Source organism: uncultured Psychroserpens sp. (genome assembly GCF_947494225.1).
In the GTDB taxonomy this organism is placed as follows: Bacteria; Bacteroidota; Bacteroidia; order Flavobacteriales; family Flavobacteriaceae; genus Psychroserpens.
Genome location: NZ_CANLUG010000006.1, coordinates 218858 through 236570, shown reverse-complemented (window position 1 = coordinate 236570; position 17713 = coordinate 218858). Strand labels below are relative to the sequence as shown.

At 35.3% G+C, this 17713-nt stretch carries 17 protein-coding genes; 10 read left to right on the top strand and 7 right to left on the bottom strand.

Annotated features, from left to right (window positions below):
- Nucleotides 1-22 precede the first annotated feature (22 nt).
- On the bottom strand, nucleotides 23-910 hold the full coding sequence (locus Q0893_RS14565; protein WP_299276967.1) for an ATP-binding cassette domain-containing protein: 888 nt from the start codon (nucleotides 908-910) through the stop codon (nucleotides 23-25).
- Between the two features lie 135 nt (nucleotides 911-1045).
- Here Q0893_RS14565 and Q0893_RS14560 point away from each other — a divergent pair, with 135 nt between their 5' ends.
- Genes Q0893_RS14560 through Q0893_RS14530 form a run of 7 tightly spaced genes read left to right on the top strand, consistent with a single transcriptional unit; the run spans nucleotide 1046 to nucleotide 8139 of the window.
- Nucleotides 1046-2134: a M42 family metallopeptidase gene (locus Q0893_RS14560; RefSeq protein ID WP_298902823.1), complete on the top strand. Its 1089-nt coding sequence runs from the start codon at nucleotides 1046-1048 to the stop codon at nucleotides 2132-2134.
- A gap of 7 nt (nucleotides 2135-2141) precedes the next feature.
- Entirely contained in the window at nucleotides 2142-3299 is a 1158-nt protein-coding gene (locus tag Q0893_RS14555) for an aminotransferase class V-fold PLP-dependent enzyme (protein WP_299276964.1), read from the top strand.
- A gap of 11 nt (nucleotides 3300-3310) precedes the next feature.
- Nucleotides 3311-3865 (top strand): NUDIX domain-containing protein, encoded by a 555-nt coding sequence (locus Q0893_RS14550; RefSeq protein ID WP_298902825.1) that lies wholly within the window; start codon nucleotides 3311-3313, stop codon nucleotides 3863-3865.
- A gap of 19 nt (nucleotides 3866-3884) precedes the next feature.
- The gene (locus Q0893_RS14545; RefSeq protein WP_367180671.1) at nucleotides 3885-4586 is read left to right on the top strand and encodes a PrsW family intramembrane metalloprotease; all 702 of its coding nucleotides are present in this window, start codon (nucleotides 3885-3887) and stop codon (nucleotides 4584-4586) included.
- Nucleotides 4587-4620: 34 nt separating this feature from the next.
- Complete coding sequence (locus Q0893_RS14540) at nucleotides 4621-5109, top strand: acetyl-CoA carboxylase biotin carboxyl carrier protein subunit (protein WP_299276960.1); 489 nt, start codon at nucleotides 4621-4623, stop codon at nucleotides 5107-5109.
- A gap of 15 nt (nucleotides 5110-5124) precedes the next feature.
- A complete protein-coding gene (accC, locus tag Q0893_RS14535; protein WP_299276957.1) occupies nucleotides 5125-6567 on the top strand; it encodes an acetyl-CoA carboxylase biotin carboxylase subunit in 1443 nt (480 codons plus the stop codon).
- A 30-nt stretch (nucleotides 6568-6597) separates the two neighbouring features.
- A complete protein-coding gene (locus tag Q0893_RS14530) occupies nucleotides 6598-8139 on the top strand; it encodes an acyl-CoA carboxylase subunit beta (RefSeq protein ID WP_299276954.1) in 1542 nt (513 codons plus the stop codon).
- Between the two features lie 12 nt (nucleotides 8140-8151).
- On the opposite strand, the gene Q0893_RS14525 is transcribed toward Q0893_RS14530, so the two are convergent.
- Nucleotides 8152-9261 (bottom strand): helix-turn-helix domain-containing protein, encoded by a 1110-nt coding sequence (locus tag Q0893_RS14525; RefSeq protein WP_299276951.1) that lies wholly within the window; start codon nucleotides 9259-9261, stop codon nucleotides 8152-8154.
- A gap of 156 nt (nucleotides 9262-9417) precedes the next feature.
- Here Q0893_RS14525 and Q0893_RS14520 point away from each other — a divergent pair, with 156 nt between their 5' ends.
- Both Q0893_RS14520 and Q0893_RS14515 read left to right on the top strand, forming a co-directional pair.
- Complete coding sequence (locus tag Q0893_RS14520) at nucleotides 9418-9969, top strand: SRPBCC family protein (RefSeq protein WP_299276949.1); 552 nt, start codon at nucleotides 9418-9420, stop codon at nucleotides 9967-9969.
- A 20-nt stretch (nucleotides 9970-9989) separates the two neighbouring features.
- Nucleotides 9990-10865 carry a VOC family protein gene (locus Q0893_RS14515; RefSeq protein ID WP_299276946.1) on the top strand — a complete coding sequence of 292 codons (876 nt, stop codon included), beginning with the start codon at nucleotides 9990-9992 and terminating at the stop codon, nucleotides 10863-10865.
- Nucleotides 10866-10870: 5 nt separating this feature from the next.
- Here Q0893_RS14515 and Q0893_RS14510 read toward each other — a convergent pair whose 3' ends face one another.
- From Q0893_RS14510 to Q0893_RS14495, 4 genes are all read right to left on the bottom strand, one after another.
- Nucleotides 10871-11959, bottom strand: a complete 1089-nt coding sequence (locus tag Q0893_RS14510; protein WP_299276943.1) for an amidohydrolase family protein — start codon at nucleotides 11957-11959, stop codon at nucleotides 10871-10873.
- 71 nt (nucleotides 11960-12030) lie between these two features.
- Nucleotides 12031-12531, bottom strand: a complete 501-nt coding sequence (locus tag Q0893_RS14505) for a GNAT family protein (RefSeq protein WP_298902835.1) — start codon at nucleotides 12529-12531, stop codon at nucleotides 12031-12033.
- Between the two features lie 38 nt (nucleotides 12532-12569).
- Nucleotides 12570-13571 carry a S41 family peptidase gene (locus Q0893_RS14500; protein ID WP_299276939.1) on the bottom strand — a complete coding sequence of 334 codons (1002 nt, stop codon included), beginning with the start codon at nucleotides 13569-13571 and terminating at the stop codon, nucleotides 12570-12572.
- Between the two features lie 18 nt (nucleotides 13572-13589).
- Nucleotides 13590-14036, bottom strand: coding sequence for a DUF1572 family protein (locus Q0893_RS14495; protein WP_298902837.1), 447 nt, complete (start codon nucleotides 14034-14036; stop codon nucleotides 13590-13592).
- A gap of 72 nt (nucleotides 14037-14108) precedes the next feature.
- On the opposite strand from Q0893_RS14495, the gene Q0893_RS14490 reads away from it, so the two are divergent.
- A complete protein-coding gene (locus Q0893_RS14490; protein WP_298902839.1) occupies nucleotides 14109-15314 on the top strand; it encodes a multidrug effflux MFS transporter in 1206 nt (401 codons plus the stop codon).
- Nucleotides 15315-15316: 2 nt separating this feature from the next.
- Here the strand turns inward: Q0893_RS14490 and Q0893_RS14485 are convergent, their stop codons facing one another.
- Nucleotides 15317-17707 carry a hypothetical protein gene (locus tag Q0893_RS14485; RefSeq protein WP_299276934.1) on the bottom strand — a complete coding sequence of 797 codons (2391 nt, stop codon included), beginning with the start codon at nucleotides 17705-17707 and terminating at the stop codon, nucleotides 15317-15319.
- Nucleotides 17708-17713 lie beyond the last annotated feature (6 nt).

The following is a 17713-nucleotide window of genomic DNA, read 5'->3' as shown; positions in this document are numbered from 1 at the left end:
TAAAGTTTAGCGTGAAATTTAATTAGTTCATTACAGGTTCATCCTGCTTTAACGCTATAAAATACACATCATCTAATTGTGGTTCAACAGATTTAAAATCTATATCTGGTAATGTCTCAGCATGCACTCTAATATTCAATGTATTGTCCTCATTATAATTTGAAGATAGTACATTGTATTTCGCTTCGTTCTCTTCTAAATTGTCGCGATCGATAATTTTAGTCCAAATTTTTCCAGACAATTCTTCTCTTGCTTTTGACGGCGTTGAGTGTTTTAATATTCGTCCGCCATTTAAAATGGCCATTTCATTACATAACTCTTTAACATCTTCAACAATATGCGTTGAAAAAATCACAGTACAATTAGTTCCTACTTCTCGGAGAACATTTAAAAATCGATGTCTTTCAGCAGGATCTAAACCTGCAGTAGGTTCATCTACAATAATTAATTTAGGGCTATTCAACAGAAGTTGAGCAATACCAAAACGCTGCTTCATTCCACCAGAATATCCTGCGACATTTTTTTTACGAACATCTGTTAGGTTTGTAATTTCTAAGACTTCGGCAACAAGTGCAGCTCTGTCTTTCTTTGAAGTCACACCTTTTAAGGATGCAAAATAATCCAACAAAGCCTCGGCAGACATTTTAGGATACACACCAAATGATTGCGGCAAATAACCCAGAATCTTTCGAAGTGACATTTTATCTTCTAAAACATTAATATCTCCAAACATGATTGAGCCAGAATCTGGACTTTGCAACGTAGCAATCGTTCTCATTAATGACGATTTACCTGCTCCATTTGGGCCAAGTAACCCAAACATTCCAGTTCCTATTTCAAGATTGAGATTGTCAATGGCCTTGACTCCATTTTTATATGTTTTTGTTAAATCCTTAATGACTAGCTTCATCTGTTTTTGTTTAAATTTAATATATAAGGTGATATGTGTAAAAATAGTTCATTTTGTTACAAAAATTAATTCAGTAAGGTTTTAATACTTAATAAATCCTTTTATTTTTACGGAAATACAAATATTAAAACACCTATGGCATCAAAAAGTATCTTGAATAAAAAATCATTAGATTTCCTCGAAAAATATTTAAACAATGCCGCTCCTACTGGTTATGAATGGAACGGACAAAAAGTTTGGATGGATTACTTAAAACCTTATGTAGATGAATTTATCACAGACACCTACGGGACAGCCGTTGGTGTTATTAACCCTAAAGCCAAGTATAAAGTGGTTATTGAAGGGCACGCCGATGAAATCTCTTGGTATGTTAATTACATCTCTGATAACGGACTAATTTATGTGATTAGAAACGGAGGAAGTGATCATCAAATCGCACCAAGTAAAATTGTTGACATACATACCAAAAAAGGAATCGTTAAAGGTGTGTTTGGCTGGCCTGCGATTCACACAAGAAGTAGAGCAAAAGAAGAAGCGCCAAAACCTACAAACATTTTTATTGATTGTGGCTGCTCTAATAAGAAGGAAGTTGAAAAATTAGGCATTCATGTTGGGTGCGTTATCACTTATCCCGATACATTTCATGTCCTAAACAAAAACAAATTTGTATGTCGTGCCTTAGACAATAGAATGGGTGGTTTTATGATTGCCGAAGTGGCACGTTTATTAAAACAAAATAAAAAGACCCTACCTTTTGGTTTATATATTACCAATTCTGTTCAAGAGGAAATTGGATTGCGAGGTGCTCAAATGATTACCGAAACTATTAAGCCAAATGTGGCCATAGTTACAGACGTAACTCACGATACTACAACACCAATGATTGACAAAAAGAAAGAAGGTCATTTAGAAATTGGTAAAGGACCCGTTGTTGCTTATGCTCCAGCAGTACAGCAAAAATTGCGTGACTTAATTACTGAAACAGCCGAAGCAAAAAAAATACCGTTCCAACGCTCTGCATTGTCAAGAGCTACAGGAACAGATACAGACGCCTTTGCTTATAGCAATGGAGGTGTTGCTTCTGCCTTAATATCATTGCCTTTACGTTATATGCATACCACTGTAGAAATGGTACATCGCGAGGACGTTGAAAATGTAATCAAAATGATCTACGAAACACTCTTAAAAATTAAAGACGGAGAGACGTTTTCGTATTTTGAATAAATAAACTATGAGTACACAACATCAAAAACATCTATTTAGTATTTCGGAAGAGGTTACCTATTTAAATATTGCTAGCCTCTCCCCTTCTTTTAAGGCTATTGAGCGAGCAGGTTTAGATGCGGTCCTTCAAAAGAGTAAACCTTATACTATACCTATTTCAGATTTTTTTGATCCTGTCATTGAACTCAAAAGTTTGTTCGCAGAACTTATTGATACAGATGAACCAGATAGGGTTGCTACAATTCCGTCAGTATCTTATGGAATGGCAACCGTTGCTAATAATGTTAAACTCAATTCGGGTGATGAAATTTTGGTAATTGATGAGCAATTTCCGAGTAACATTTATGCGTGGAGGAAACTAGCAGCTACTTATGACGCCAAAATCACCACTATTGAAAGTCCGAATCTAGAAAACAATAATGGCAAACAATGGAATCAAGATATTCTCGATGCCATTACAGCGAATACGGCTTTAGTTGCTCTTGGAAATATTCATTGGTCTAATGGTACTATATTCGATCTTAAGGCGATTAGAGAAAAAACCAAACAGCATAATGCTTTACTCATAATTGACGGAAGCCAGACTATAGGTGCTTTTCCTTTTTCAGTTAAAGACATTCAACCTGACGCCTTGATTTGTGCAGGCTACAAATGGTTATTTGGCCCTTATGGTTGTGCCTATGCTTATTATGGGAATTACTTTGATAACGGAGAACCTATAGAAAACAATTGGGCAAACCGCTTGAATAGTGAAGATTTTGCAGGTCTTACCAATTACGAATCAAGATATAAACCACTAGCAAATAGATACACAGCTGGTGAAAGTGGAAGTTTTATTTATGTCAAAATGCAAATTGCAGCTCTAAAACAAATCATTGATTGGTCGCCAAAAGTCATTCAAGAGTATTGCAAGGCTATAGCTTCCAACGCAGTAAATGAACTCATTAATTTAGGATGTAAAATTGAACACCCAGACTATAGAACACATCACTTATTTGGTGTTAAACTTCCAGAAAATTTAGATCGCGAAAAACTCAAAAAAGCCTTGAAAGAACAGCACATATTTTTATCGTTTAGAGGACAATTTATTCGCATATCATGTCATTTATTTAATACCGAAGATGACTTTGACAAACTTGTGAACTGTATAAAATCTGTATTGTAAATAGAACCATTTTGGAAGAGCGTATTGACATTGTCGACAAACATGGAAAGTTAATTGGTGTTTCGGCATTAAAATCTGAAATCCATATTGAAGGTCATTTCCATCACACAGCACATGTATGGCTTTTTAGTTCTGAAGGTGAGATTTTACTGCAACAACGTGCAGCTACCAAACTCATTTGCCCATTACTTTGGGATGTTTCTGTTGCTGGTCACGTAGATTCTGGTGAAACCATAGAGCAAGCTGCGGTTAGGGAAATTAAAGAAGAAATTGGTATTGCGATTTCGGAAAAAGCCCTTATAAAAATTGGTGTTTTTGAATGTTTTCAATCATACCCAAATGGTATTGTCGACAATGAATTTCACAATACCTACATTGCGAAAACCAATTTAACACTAGATGATTTCAGTCCGAATAAAAATGAAGTCGAGCGCCTAAAGTTTGTATCTATTGCCGAATTTATCAAAAAATTAGAGTCTAGTGATGAAATCAATTATTTCATTTCTAGTAATAAACCGTATTATTACTATGTTTTAGAAGCTATAAAAAAGCAGCTCTCAACATAATTTTCATTACTTTCAACTTATGATTAATTTATTGCTTATAGCTCTTGGCCCAATTTTTATCATTATTCTTTATGTGTATTTTAAAGATAAATATGATAAGGAACCGAAAGGATTATTATTGTCAAGTTTTTTATTAGGTGCCGTCGTAAGCATTATTATTACAACGCTCATTTATGTCGGATTTGATATTTTATTGCCTCTTGAAGACAAGTACAGTGTGCCACAACAATTTGTAAAAGCCTTTTTAGTTGTTGCACTTACTGAAGAGTTTAGTAAGTACATTATTGTTAGGTTTTTTGCGCAACCAAGAGATGCTTTCGATGAACCCTTTGATGGTATTATGTATGCCGTTATGGTGTCTATGGGCTTCGCCGCAACGGAAAATGTACTCTATGTTCTTGAAGGCGGTTACGCCACAGGTCTTTTAAGAGCTTTTACAGCAGTTCCTGCTCATGCAACTTTTGGTATTCTCATGGGGTATTTCATGGGGAAAGCTAAATTCTCAAAACATCGAATTAGATTAAATCTCTTAGGACTATTATTAGCTGTTACATTTCATGGATTATATGATTTTTTCCTGTTCATCGAATTTGTTCCTGGAATTTGGGTTGGTGCTTTTATATCACTTATTCTTGGTATAATCTTATCGCACAAAGCCATGAAAATCCATCAAGAGAATTCTAATTTTAATCCTAAAAACGATCAAACGAAAGTGCTATAATTTATTATCTTTATGCCGAATTAAAAAAAGTATAATGAGCCAATCCTTTAAGGTTAATGTCAATAAATCATTCGATTTTGATATTTCAGAAACAGATAGTTCCCATCTTAATAGCGTTAAATTATCAAACAATAATTATCATGTTTTACATGACGACTCTTCTTATAAAGCTGAAATAATTACTGAAGATTTTTATAAAAAATCATTTGAAGTAAAAATTAACAATAACACCTATAACATAAACATTAACAATGAGTTAGATGTTTTAATAAAGGAAATGGGGTTTGAAATTGGAAGTTCTAAAATCGTTAACAACATTAAGGCTCCAATGCCTGGTTTAATTCTTGAAATTAATGTTGAAATTGGTCAAGAAGTTAAAGAAAATGATACCCTTTTAATTTTAGAAGCCATGAAAATGGAAAACGTTCTATCTTCTCCTAGAGCAGGCATCATAAAGTCTGTTTCTGTAGAAAAAGGTGATGCTGTTGACAAAAACCAATTACTTATTGAATTTGAAGCCTAATAACCTGTAAAGTACATGAAGAAAATACTAGTAGCAAATCGTGGAGAAATTGCCATTCGTGTCATGCGAACTGCAAAAAAAATGGGAATCAAAACTGTAGCTGTATACTCTACAATAGACAGACAGTCACCACATGTTAAATTTGCCGACGAAGCCGTTTTAATAGGCGAAGCACCTTCCAACCAATCGTATTTGTTAGGAAATAAAATCATTGAAGTTGCTAAAAACCTAAACGTAGATGGTATACATCCTGGTTATGGATTTTTAAGTGAAAATGCAGATTTTGCAGAACTATGCGAAGCGAACAATATTACTTTTATTGGCCCGAAATCTAAAGCCATAAGAGTCATGGGAAGTAAACTTGCGGCTAAAGAGGCTGTTAAAGCCTATGATATTCCAATGGTTCCAGGAACAGACGAGGCCATTACAGATATTCCAGAAGCGAAAAACATAGCAAAAACCATTGGTTTTCCAATTTTAATTAAGGCCTCTGCTGGAGGTGGCGGAAAAGGAATGCGTATTGTAGAAAAAGAAAGCGAGTTTGAATCTCAAATGGATCGTGCTATTAGCGAGGCAGTTAACGCCTTTGGTGATGGTTCTGTATTTATCGAAAAATATGTGACCTCGCCTCGACATATCGAAATACAAGTTATGGCAGATACCCATGGCAACATCATTCATTTATTTGAACGAGAATGCAGTATTCAACGTCGACACCAGAAAGTGGTTGAAGAAGCGCCTTCGAGTGTTCTTACTCCAAAACTACGCGCTGAAATGGGAGAAGCTGCCGTTAGAGTGGCAAGAGCATGCGACTATGTTGGCGCTGGAACCGTTGAGTTTTTATTAGATGATGATCACAATTTCTATTTCCTAGAAATGAATACGCGCTTACAAGTTGAGCATCCAGTTACGGAAATTATCACTAATACTGATTTGGTTGAACTACAAATTCGTGTAGCCAGAGGTGAAACATTACCTATAAAGCAAGACGATCTTAAAATTCATGGTCACGCCTTAGAATTAAGAGTCTATGCAGAAGATCCTCTAAATGATTTCCTACCGAGTGTAGGCACGCTGAATACTTATAAACTTCCAGAAGGCGATGGAATTCGTGTAGACAACGGGTTTGAAGAAGGTATGGAAATTCCTATTTACTATGATCCAATGATCTCTAAACTCATTACATACGGAAAAACAAGAGACGAGGCCATTTCTTTAATGCTAAAAGCCATTGAAAATTATGACATAGAAGGCATACAAACAACATTACCTTTTGGAACTTATGTTTGTCAACATGATGCCTTTAGAAGCGGGAATTTTGACACCCATTTTGTTAAGCGATACTATGCGCCAGAAGATTTATTAAATCAGCAAAAGACCGAGGCAGAAATCGCAGCGCTATTAGCCGTTAAACACTATTTAGAAGCGCAAAAAGTACTACGTACACCAAAACATTAAACTAAATTATTCAACAACATACCATATCTTATGGATTCTAAAATACAAACACTTAACGACAAACTTAAACAAGCCTATTTAGGAGGCGGCCAGAGTAGAATAGATAAGCAGCATGAAAAGAAAAAGTTAACTGCTCGTGAACGTGTTATGTATGTTCTAGATGAAGGTTCTTTTGAGGAAATTGGAGCATTAGTCACACACAGAACTAAAGACTTCGGTATGGAAAATCAAAAGTTTTATGGGGACGGAGTTGTTACTGGCTATGGTACCATTGACGGAAGATTAGTCTACGTTTTTGCTCAGGATTTTACCGTGTTTGGGGGTTCACTCTCAGAAACACATGCCGAAAAAATTTGCAAGGTGATGGATCTCGCTGTTAAAGTGGGTGCTCCTATAATTGGATTAAATGATTCTGGAGGCGCTAGAATTCAAGAAGGCGTTCGTTCACTTGGAGGTTATGCTGATATTTTCTATCGAAATGTACAGGCGTCTGGTGTAATTCCACAAATTTCAGCAATAATGGGGCCTTGTGCTGGAGGTGCCGTTTACTCTCCTGCTATGACCGATTTTACAATTATGGTTGAAAACACAAGTTATATGTTTGTTACTGGACCCAACGTTGTAAAAACGGTAACTAATGAAGAAGTCACTAGTGAAGAACTTGGAGGGGCTAGTACACATTCAACAAAATCTGGGGTTGCCCATAAAACGTCATCAAATGATATTTCATGTCTAGAAGATGTTAAAACGTTGTTGAGTTATTTACCACAGAACAATACAGAAACTCCTGCTTTACTTCCTTTTAATTTGGAAGACGAAATTAGAGATAGTCTGTCATCGATTGTTCCTGATAACGCAAATAAACCTTATGACATGCACGATGTTATCCAAGGTATCATTGATGAAGATTCATTTTATGAAATTCATAAAGATCATGCCGAAAATATCATTGTAGGTTTTGCCCGTTTAGGAGGAAGAAGTATTGGTATTGTAGCTAACCAACCTATGTTTTTAGCAGGTGTGTTAGATGTAAATAGTTCTAAGAAAGCGGCCCGTTTTGTGCGCTTTTGTGATTGTTTTAATATTCCATTGTTAGTATTAGAAGATGTCCCTGGTTTTCTACCAGGAACAGACCAAGAATGGAATGGCATCATTGTACATGGTGCAAAATTATTATATGCCTTTAGTGAAGCTACAGTTCCGAGAGTAACGGTCATAACTCGAAAAGCATATGGAGGCGCCTATGATGTTATGAATTCTAAACATATTGGTAGCGACATGAATTTTGCTTGGCCTAGCGCAGAAATTGCTGTAATGGGAGCCAAAGGTGCAGCGGAAATCATCTTTAAAAAAGACATTAAAGCTGCCGATGACAAAGAAGCTAAATGGAAAGAAAAAGAAGCCGAATATGCCGAACTATTTGCTAACCCTTATAGTGCTGCAGAGCGCGGGTTTGTTGACGAAGTTATTCTTCCTAACCAAACAAGACGCAAACTTATAAAGGCATTTGCCATGTTGGAAGACAAGGCTGTTGATCGTCCTAAACGTAAGCATGGAAATATTCCGCTTTAAGTTGGTTTTCAACTAAGTCTTTTCGGTAATTGTATTCATATATGCAGTAGGAGTTTGATTTGTGAATTTCTTAAATGCGCGGTAAAAACTTGTTTTATTTCCAAACCCACATTCTTCCCCAATGGCTTGTATGGAAAGCTTTGATGCCGTTCCATTTTTAAACAGACGTTTTGCTTCTTCGACTCTATACATATTTATAAATTCATAAAATGACATTTCCATTCGCTCACTTAACACCTGTGAAATATGATGAGATGGGATGTTAATTGCTACAGATAAATCCTTTATTTTTAAATTGTGTTTGAGATGCAACTTTTCAATCTGAACGGCATTAATTAGCTGATCCTTAATTGTATTTTGTTCAGATACACTAAGAGGAGACGTTTCATATTTATCTTTATTTTTTGAAAATACATCTTTAATATCTACAATAGAATAGCTTAAAAGTAATAAGGTAATAGCCAATAAACTTGCTAATACAATTTCAGCAGTTATTGCAGCAACACCTGTTATTAAAAACCCCGTTTGAAACAACATATACATTACACACAAAAGAATAAGCGTCCATGAAATTCGTTTTAAAACCACCTTATTTCCATTATATCTAGCTTTGATTAGTCGTAATGAAAACATGATATACGCGAGAAATAAGATGATAAATGCATTGGCCGCAAGCCATGTCATGAAAGAAACATTTCCGTCTGGCAGATGTTCGTAATAGTAAGTAATAACTTGGGTTTTGTATGCTCTTGAACTGATTAAGTATTTAAAATGTCCTATAAATGCAATTAAAAAAGGAATCGCATGAAGTAGATCTATCGCCTTTAACTTGAACTGTTTTACTTTAAAACTTCTAACGAAAAAATAATATACAGGTCCCAAAAGAAAAAGCGTTGGGTAACTAACTCCTAGTAAATTGGGGTATTGTTTTATGATTTCCGTTGTAAATAATAAAAAGGTATCTAAATGTAAGATCATAAAAAAAAGCAGTAAGGCAAGAAACCACCTTGAAGCTCCAAGAGGCTTAGCTTTAAATAAAATCATAATTACAAAGAGACCTATTAAAATCGTCCCTCCTAGCAAGAAAGTAAGTACAAACGCTGTTGCTCCTAAATTATCCATATCAAAAAGTTAATGCAATATAGTAAGCCTTTATTAATTGCTAATACCTTTTTGTGTTTTGACTCTAACGAATTGGTTTCAATTAATTAAGCGTGTCTTATTTAATGCCGAACGACCAGCACAATCCTCTAATTTTAGATCAAAATTATATTCAAAATGATACGTAAATTATTAAAATGGACTTCAATTATTATAAGCAGTTTAATTGCTATAATCTTAATTTATGGTGGTTCACAATACCCTAAGGCGAAAGGAGTAAACCATTTCATCTCTGAGCGAATTATAAACGCTCCAAAAGATAAAGTCTGGACAATCATATCTGACGTTGGCAATTACCACAAAGTAACCGCCGCTGGTATTGATGATGTCAAAATCATAGAAGGCGAAGGTCTTGGTTTAAAACGTGTATGCGCAGATCCAAATGGTAATAGCTGGGAAGAAACTTGTACAACATGGATTCCTGAGCAGGAATTTAGTTTTAAAGTGAACACTCAAAAAGAAGATTACCCTCTACCGTTTAAATCATTATCAGCTATTTGGAAACTAGACAGTATAAGTCCGAATATCACTAAAATAACTATCGACATGAGCTACGAATTTAAGAATGCATTCTTGGGAGGATTATTTTTAAAGCTAGGAGAAAAACAAGCACATATAGATTCTAACATTCTATTGAATAACTGGCAAAAAATGGCCGAAACAAATTAATCAATTAAAAATCAAACATTATGAAACGCACAATTAAAATCATGATATTGTTTGTTATATCACAAACAATGGCACAAAATTCATCTACTGTACCTAAATGGTTTCAAAAGAACATGGAAGGTTCTATAGGAACTTGGATTGCAGATAATGCAACTTATAAAAATGAAAGTGAACCTATGACCAGTTATGCTATGGATTGGGAATGGGGTGTTGGAAAAAGTTCAATAACAGGACAACTATATGGATATATTGGAGACAAAAAAGTTGGTCCTTTTTGGGAGTTTAGACAGTATTGGGATTTCGAAAAAAACCAAGGCATCCTCATACAATACGGGATGGATGGAACCGTTGGCATTGGCCCATTAAAACAAATATCTTCAAACGAAACAGAATTAACTCAAAAATTCACCAGTCCTTCTGGTGTATCAAATGTTCATGGCCACAGATCAACGTTAAGTCTTAACTCTTTTACATCGAGCTCTTTTAACATAAATGAGAATGGGAAATGGGTTGCCGATAGATCATACACTTGGAAACGTGCTAAAAAGAAAGCATCTACAGAATTAGGGGCCTTGTCATTATCACTAAACGTAAAGGATATTAAAACATCACATTCTTTTTACAAGGCGCTAGGCTTTAAAAAAATTGATGGGAATCTAGATCACAATTGGATTATACTATCAGATGGTCATTCTAAAATTGGACTATTCCAGGGCATGTTCCCTAATAACACCATTACATTTAATCCGAAAAATGTTAGGCAGCTTTATTCAAAAGTTAATAAAACTGATATAAAAATCGTGATGAAAACTGGAATGGATAAAAAAGAAGGTAAGGCATCTTTTATGATTACAGATCCTGATGGGAATCCTATACTAATTGACCAACACGATTAATTATTTTATTTAGGAAATAGGCTTTTATCCAAACCTGGAACAATGCGAAGTGCATTTTTATAATACACTTTTTTAAGCACTTCATCTGGCAGATCTAGGCCATACATTGGCCAAAATGCATGATATTTCTTATGATAAGGAAAGTACTCGTCCGCACTTTCCAAAACTCTAAAATAAGTTGGAAACTCATTGGGTTTCCAACTATCTTTTCCGAACAAAATGCGATCTTGATATTTTATAAAAAATGCTTTGGCAAATCGAGGTTGCCTCCCTAATTCAGCTATAATAGCACCAATTCCTACGTTCATATTTGGCATCTCATCTAACAACTTACCAAGATGTCCTAAATTATTTGCAAACCATCCCATATGTGCATTAATAAAAGTTGTTTTAGGGTGCGCTTTAAACATATTATGTTGCTCCTGAATAATCTGTTCCCAAGGTGCTGGATTATTAGCATCTCGCTTACGGCGAGGATGAGTTTTAAGTTCTAACCATCGCTCGTTATCTCCATCAAATTCATCCCAAAACGACTTTGGGTCTGCGGCATGAATTAACACAGGAATCCCAAGAGTGCCGCAGGTTTCCCAAATTGGGTTCAATCTTGGGTCGTCAATAGCTAAACGCTTACCGTTAACATCTTTATTTCGCAGGCCTAAACTTTTATAAACTTTTAGACCACGAGCACCATTTTTTACATCTTGCTTTAACTGTGCAACTTTTTCTTCAATCCATCCCTCTGCTCCTGCTCCTTCGAAATTAATATTACAAAATACCACAAAGCGGTTAGGGAAGTTATTCTTAATATTTGCCACAGATTTTACGAGATCGTCTCCTGTACGACCGCTTAGATTAACCATGATTTTCATGTTTAGAGTATCCATTGCAGCCACTACAGGTCTTAGGTTTTGAGTTGGCATTTGATATTGATGTCCATGAACATCGATAAAAGGAAATTTTGCCTTTTTAATAGGTTGACCAGGAACCACAAGAGTTGATTTTGGATTATACGCTTCAAATGACATTTCTTGCGAAAATGTTAGACATGATGTAGCAAGTAGCATAACGGCAAGTATGTGTTTTTTAGTTTTCATATTTGTAATGTATCTTCTAAAGTTACTAATCATAAATGGCAGATAGATAGATTTGGCATTGGTTTAACATCTTAAATAAAGACACGTCCGTAATAATTTAAATCCACAATGTCGCCTTTAGTTGTTCTATAGTCATTGCGTATGGTGCCCTCCAAATCGAAATTATTATTTAAGGCAACACGAATGCTTCCTGTATTCTTACTTCCTACACGACAGAGCAATTTTCTAAACTTATAAATTTCAGTAAGATAATCAATGACAATACCTACAGCTTTCGAGGTAATATTTTTCCCCGAATATTTTGAATCTATAAAATAACCTAATTCCGCCTTTGGTACATTCCAGTCGATATTTTTAACATCTACGAGCCCAACAAATGCGTTGGTATTGATGTCTATAATCATATAAGGAAAATATGTTTTGCTTTTGATACGTGTTTCAATCTCTTTACAATAAACAAGAGTATCATCTAACGTTCTAGTTTTAGAAACAGTTCCTGCAAAGAAGTCTTCGAGACGTACTCTATTATTATCTATTAAATTGAAAAAGGCCTCTCCTTCATTAGCCTGCAAAAGGCAAATTTTAAAATCGTCAAAAACCATAATACATTCTAATTCACAATCCAATTTATAGCTGTATCTAAAGTATTCTCTACCGAAGTCTCTATTTCAGGATCAATTTGTTCTCCAAATAGATTTAAATCTCTGTCGGCAAAATATGCCGTAGTAAGTACTAATTTACCTCCATCACTTAATACAAAAGGTGTATTTGCCGTTGATAAACCACAAGTTGCGTTTCCAAAAGTTCTTGTATTTGGCCTATTAATAAAACTCACAGCAATGGCCTCTCCAGAACTCGCTACACCATTATCTAATAATACAGCCACTTTTGGATTTGGATTTATGAGTGTGTATGAGTTTGTTAATTCCATAACTACATTACCATCTAGTATCGACATCCCATTATCAAAACCAAAAGACACTTCAACGTCGTCGGCATCAACAAAATATCCAGATGTTCCGTTACCTAAAATTGGGCCAACTCCAGTAAGCATTGGCCACATATTACCTCCCGTATTTGCTCTCAAATCAACAATCCAACCTTCAACATTAGAGTGATCCTGCGCTATAATATCATCTTGAATATTTTGAGCAAACGTCATCCCATCAAGATTGCTAGAACCATTAAAGTTTGAAATTTTAACGTAACCTATATTATCAGGTACATCTACATTTGAAAATGACACACCTTCACACATATTACTATGCGGATTGATGTAGCTTCCTGTAGACGTAATAAATAAACTGTGATTATCACCTAATAAGGCAATAGCCTTAGAAATTCCTGGATAAGTATCCTCTATTGTTTGGGCATTCACATCTAATTCCCCAAACGCTTCGTGACGCAACTGGTTCCAATCGATGGTATATTTATTAATTGAATTATTTTGCATAACAGCAATGACCTCGTTAAGGTAATTTCTCGCCACCAATGATATGTTGTTGGTGTTATCCGTTTCAGCCGATGTACCTGTTGCTCCTGCTGTAATTTCATTGTCACTGCACGAGAACATTACGGCAATTAGCAAAAAACAAACTCTAATTTTACTCATCATTTTACATTTCAATAGTTAGACATCCAATAACCGTCTGTGGTAATTGATCTGCCCTAAATGGTAAGATAAATGCATGGTTAAGTGGACAAGAAAATACTCTGTGGTCATCGTATCTTCAGATATACGTCTTTTATACTCCTTTTGCAAATCAGCTTCGGTTAATGTTTTTAGTACCTCCGAAACAACAACGATTGTATCATCAACTTGTTTGATTAGTGTTGCTCGAGGAACGTTTTTGAGAGAAAACTCCAATTCCCGCTGTCTCACATATCCAGAATTCCCTAAAGTTGCACCAATAAAATGATTGAGGTTTCCAACAAGGTGTAAACATAAATTTCCCGAACAATTGGAAATCCCTTTGGTAACCAACCATAGGTTTTTCTCATCCTGATAGGTGTTTATCTCTTTTTTTAAAGCGTTTAAATCTCTCGTAAATAGTTTGACTAATGTGTTTGTAAGCATTTTCAATTCAGTTATAAAATAATACTATAATTACACTATAAAAATAGTCAATAATTGACTTACTTTTGCTGCATGCAAAATAAACCAACCTTTAAAATTGAATTTATTGCGCTTATGGCGTCGTTGATGTCTATCGTCGCTTTGTCTATTGATGCTTTATTACCTGCATTGCCTGAAATAGGTAACGCTTTAAACGTAACTAACCCTAGTGATAATCAATTGCTAATCACAATGATCTTTTTAGGCTTAGGATTTGGTCAATTGGTATTTGGGCCATTATCGGATAGCTTCGGAAGAAAGCCTATGGTGTATTTCGGATTTGCCGTTTTTGTAATAGCCAGTATTATTTGTGTAACGACCGAAAGTTTAGAAATGATGATTGTAGGCCGCATTTTGCAAGGTGTTGGTCTGTCTTCACCTAGAACCATTGCTATTGCGATGACACGAGATACTTATAGCGGTGATTTTATGGCTAAAATATTATCCATTATCGTGATGTTTTTTATATTAGTTCCAATTGTTGCACCAGCGTTCGGGCAATTACTTTTAGATTACTTTAATTGGAAAGCTATTTTTAACGCCAACTTAATCATTGGTCTTATTATCATTCTTTGGTTTTGGAAGCGACAACCAGAAACTTTAGAAACCACAAATAGAATCAAATTCTCTCCTTCCATATTTATTTCAGGTACAAAAGAATTCTTAAAATTTAAAGAAGCTATAGCCTTTACATTAGTTTCTGGATTTATTACTGGGTCGTTTATGGTGTATCTAAGTACATCTCAGCAAATCTTTCAGGAGCAGTATCAATTAGGTGATGTATTTCCATATATTTTTGCAAGTACAGCGTTCTCAGTTGGTTTTGCTACGTTTACAAATAGCCGTTTAGTAATTCGATTTGGTTCATTCAATATTGCTTATATGGCGACCATAGCTTATGCCGCCATTTCTATTTTATATGTGGTCTTATTTTATTCAGGACACAATCCTAGTGTTGGTGTACTCATTACCTTTTTCTTGTTGCAATTCTTTGCTGTTGGTTTTCTCTTCGGAAATTTGCGTTCATTAGCCATGGAGCCTTTGGGTCATATTGCAGGTATTGGTGCTGCAATTAATGGTTTTGTATCCACAGTTATGGCTGTTCCAATAGCCAACTACATCGGGAGTTTTGTAAAAACGTCTGTACTTCCCCTCTTTATTGGGTTTTCGATTTTTGGCATCTTGTCTTTAGTTGTATTTTTAGTGGTAAAACGCAGACGTAGATTGATAAATACATAAAATCAATGATACATTAATACGCTATCTAATTGCTTTTTAACCTCTTCCTGATTGAGCCTAAACTCTAAGGAACGTACAGCGGCTCTAGATAAATAACGTCCTAATGGAATAACAGGTTCTATAGTGCCATCACTCTCCGATAAGGTTTGAATCATTCTAGTAATAGACGTGTTATCTACCGGAATCTCCACACGTTTTGATTGTATGGTAATGACATTTGTATAGGTTTTTTCACTTTGTTTTGGGTGTGCAAAGGTGGCGTTAGCAATCGTAGATAAAGGTGCTAACAACTGACTACTATACACAACTTTATCTGGTTGTTCGGTATAATTAGAAAGGACTAAATTCTTAATGACATACTTCTTACTAAACGTACTGTCTATACGGCTTACAGAATCTAAAGCCCTAACCAATGCAACCCTAAGACGCTCTGCAACCTCTCCTCCTACATTATTGTAATAGCCTGCATCTCCAAACTGCCCAACATCAGTAATTCTCGCAGACGGACTTACATAAGGAAAACGCGCATTCATTGACATCGCAGTTGAACGTTTAATCATCCTATCCTGATTAGGATAGACCGATAAAAGGTCTTTAAAAACGCCCATATTATGGGTGTCTGACGCTACTGAAACTGGGCTAATCACAACGCGTTCACCAGATTGCAATTCGGTGACATTGGTGATAATTAGCGGACGAATATATCTATGTTCTCCTACCTTTGGCATTAGATCTAGATAGGCCGCTCCAAGTGGATTACCATCACGTTCGAATGTCTCTTTAAACTGATCTTCCCACTGAAATTCCAATAACGCTCCTCGATCATAAAACACACCAATATCTGTAATATTTTTAAACAAATCTCTTCCCATAACACTAGCCACAGAACTCGACAAATAATCTTGGTTATAAATCGTACTCGCACGATATTCAAAACCAGAGTCATCATCATCACAATTATAACCTTGAGACCAACTAGAATATCTTAACGGTTTGGCACTAGAGTTTTCTAACAGCTCATAAGCCTGTGTGTAAAACATATTGTTTCCAACTCCTCCTCCAGAAGCTCCACTCATTCCAAATAGATGTTTTTCAAAATAATCTGGATTATTATCAAATAGATAGCTCTGCACTAAGAACGACCAAAGCCCGGCTCTAGAACCACCGCCTTCAGCAGATACGATAATAATAGGAAACGGTTGCGTTGAATCTTGTGCCTTTATAAGTTCCATTCGATCTTGAACCCATCTCGCACTATAAGCATTGAGACTAAGACGTTCAGATGGTTTATGCTTTATGACATCTGTTGACGAGGCTTCGTAATGATTAAAATTCTCTTTGTTGGCGTTATAAATCGCCAAACAAACAGCAATCAATAATACCAAACCAAGAACTGGTAATTCTAAACGACTTCCTATTATTTTAAGAATGTTGAACGTAGCATAAATACCTATAACGCATATCATTATAATTGATATCGGCGTAAAGACTTTTAAGCCCATAGGGTTAAAGAATAAAATGAAATAGGAAATTAATATAATACCTATAAATGCAATAATAAGTTTGCCTCCAATTTTTCGTTTTATATAGAGAATGTAGCTGTTATAGGACAAACTTATTGTAAGAAATAAAACAGCGAGTAACACAAGAGCATAGAATAATCGATAAGAATCCCCTTTTGTTCCTCCTCTATTCAAAAACCCAAGAATAACAATGAGAATAAACGATATAACAGTAATAACAATGGGACCATATTTGGCAACTTTAGGAACCTGCGAAATTAGAGATAGAACCCATTTTGAAATACTTTGATTGAGCATTAATAACATCAAAACAAGGACAACGATAAAACTCCAGTCGCCACCAATTACAATACTTTCGCCATTATAGACTTCGGAAAATGTATGATTAATGGCAAAAGCGGCGACTAGGATTAGAATGGAACCCAAAACTTTGGGAAACACGCGTCTTATATACTGTCCTCGACCTTCTTTAAATTCACTGGTTTGAGCGAGTTCATGGCCATTTCGTTGCGCATCAACAAATACTTCTTTAGCATCTTTTGGCAATTGTAAATATTTAGATCTTTTGTTTTGATACATAGGAAACGCACCCTTTTTAGTATATAAAATATCGGGTGGTGAAAAATAATCTCCTGTAGCGCTTATAAAAAATGCAAATACTATTAATGATGTAAAGAACATTGGAACAGCCAACCAATGATTACAGGTTTGATTTAAAACCAAAATGAGATCATTTATTTGAGGAACATACCATAACATTATAAAAATCAACATTATAAAAATGATGGACATCATTCGGTTTTGCATTTCCTTAATCAGAAATACAAACCACGAACTAATTTTTTCTGTAGGAGCTGAAATATATTTCATAGTACA

Excerpts from the sequence above, each read along its gene's own strand:
- Q0893_RS14565 (WP_299276967.1), bottom strand. The coding sequence starts at position 910 with ATGAAGCTAGTCATTAAGGATTTAACAAAAACATATAAAAATGGAGTC.
- Q0893_RS14560 (WP_298902823.1), top strand. The coding sequence starts at position 1,046 with ATGGCATCAAAAAGTATCTTGAATAAAAAATCATTAGATTTCCTCGAA.
- Q0893_RS14555 (WP_299276964.1), top strand. The coding sequence starts at position 2,142 with ATGAGTACACAACATCAAAAACATCTATTTAGTATTTCGGAAGAGGTT.
- Q0893_RS14545 (WP_367180671.1), top strand. The coding sequence starts at position 3,885 with ATGATTAATTTATTGCTTATAGCTCTTGGCCCAATTTTTATCATTATT.
- Q0893_RS14540 (WP_299276960.1), top strand. The coding sequence starts at position 4,621 with ATGAGCCAATCCTTTAAGGTTAATGTCAATAAATCATTCGATTTTGAT.
- accC (WP_299276957.1), top strand. The coding sequence starts at position 5,125 with ATGAAGAAAATACTAGTAGCAAATCGTGGAGAAATTGCCATTCGTGTC.
- Q0893_RS14530 (WP_299276954.1), top strand. The coding sequence starts at position 6,598 with ATGGATTCTAAAATACAAACACTTAACGACAAACTTAAACAAGCCTAT.
- Q0893_RS14525 (WP_299276951.1), bottom strand. The coding sequence starts at position 9,261 with ATGGATAATTTAGGAGCAACAGCGTTTGTACTTACTTTCTTGCTAGGA.
- Q0893_RS14520 (WP_299276949.1), top strand. The coding sequence starts at position 9,418 with ATGATACGTAAATTATTAAAATGGACTTCAATTATTATAAGCAGTTTA.
- Q0893_RS14515 (WP_299276946.1), top strand. The coding sequence starts at position 9,990 with ATGAAACGCACAATTAAAATCATGATATTGTTTGTTATATCACAAACA.
- Q0893_RS14510 (WP_299276943.1), bottom strand. The coding sequence starts at position 11,959 with ATGAAAACTAAAAAACACATACTTGCCGTTATGCTACTTGCTACATCA.
- Q0893_RS14500 (WP_299276939.1), bottom strand. The coding sequence starts at position 13,571 with ATGAGTAAAATTAGAGTTTGTTTTTTGCTAATTGCCGTAATGTTCTCG.
- Q0893_RS14495 (WP_298902837.1), bottom strand. The coding sequence starts at position 14,036 with ATGCTTACAAACACATTAGTCAAACTATTTACGAGAGATTTAAACGCT.
- Q0893_RS14490 (WP_298902839.1), top strand. The coding sequence starts at position 14,109 with ATGCAAAATAAACCAACCTTTAAAATTGAATTTATTGCGCTTATGGCG.
- Q0893_RS14485 (WP_299276934.1), bottom strand. The coding sequence starts at position 17,707 with ATGAAATATATTTCAGCTCCTACAGAAAAAATTAGTTCGTGGTTTGTA.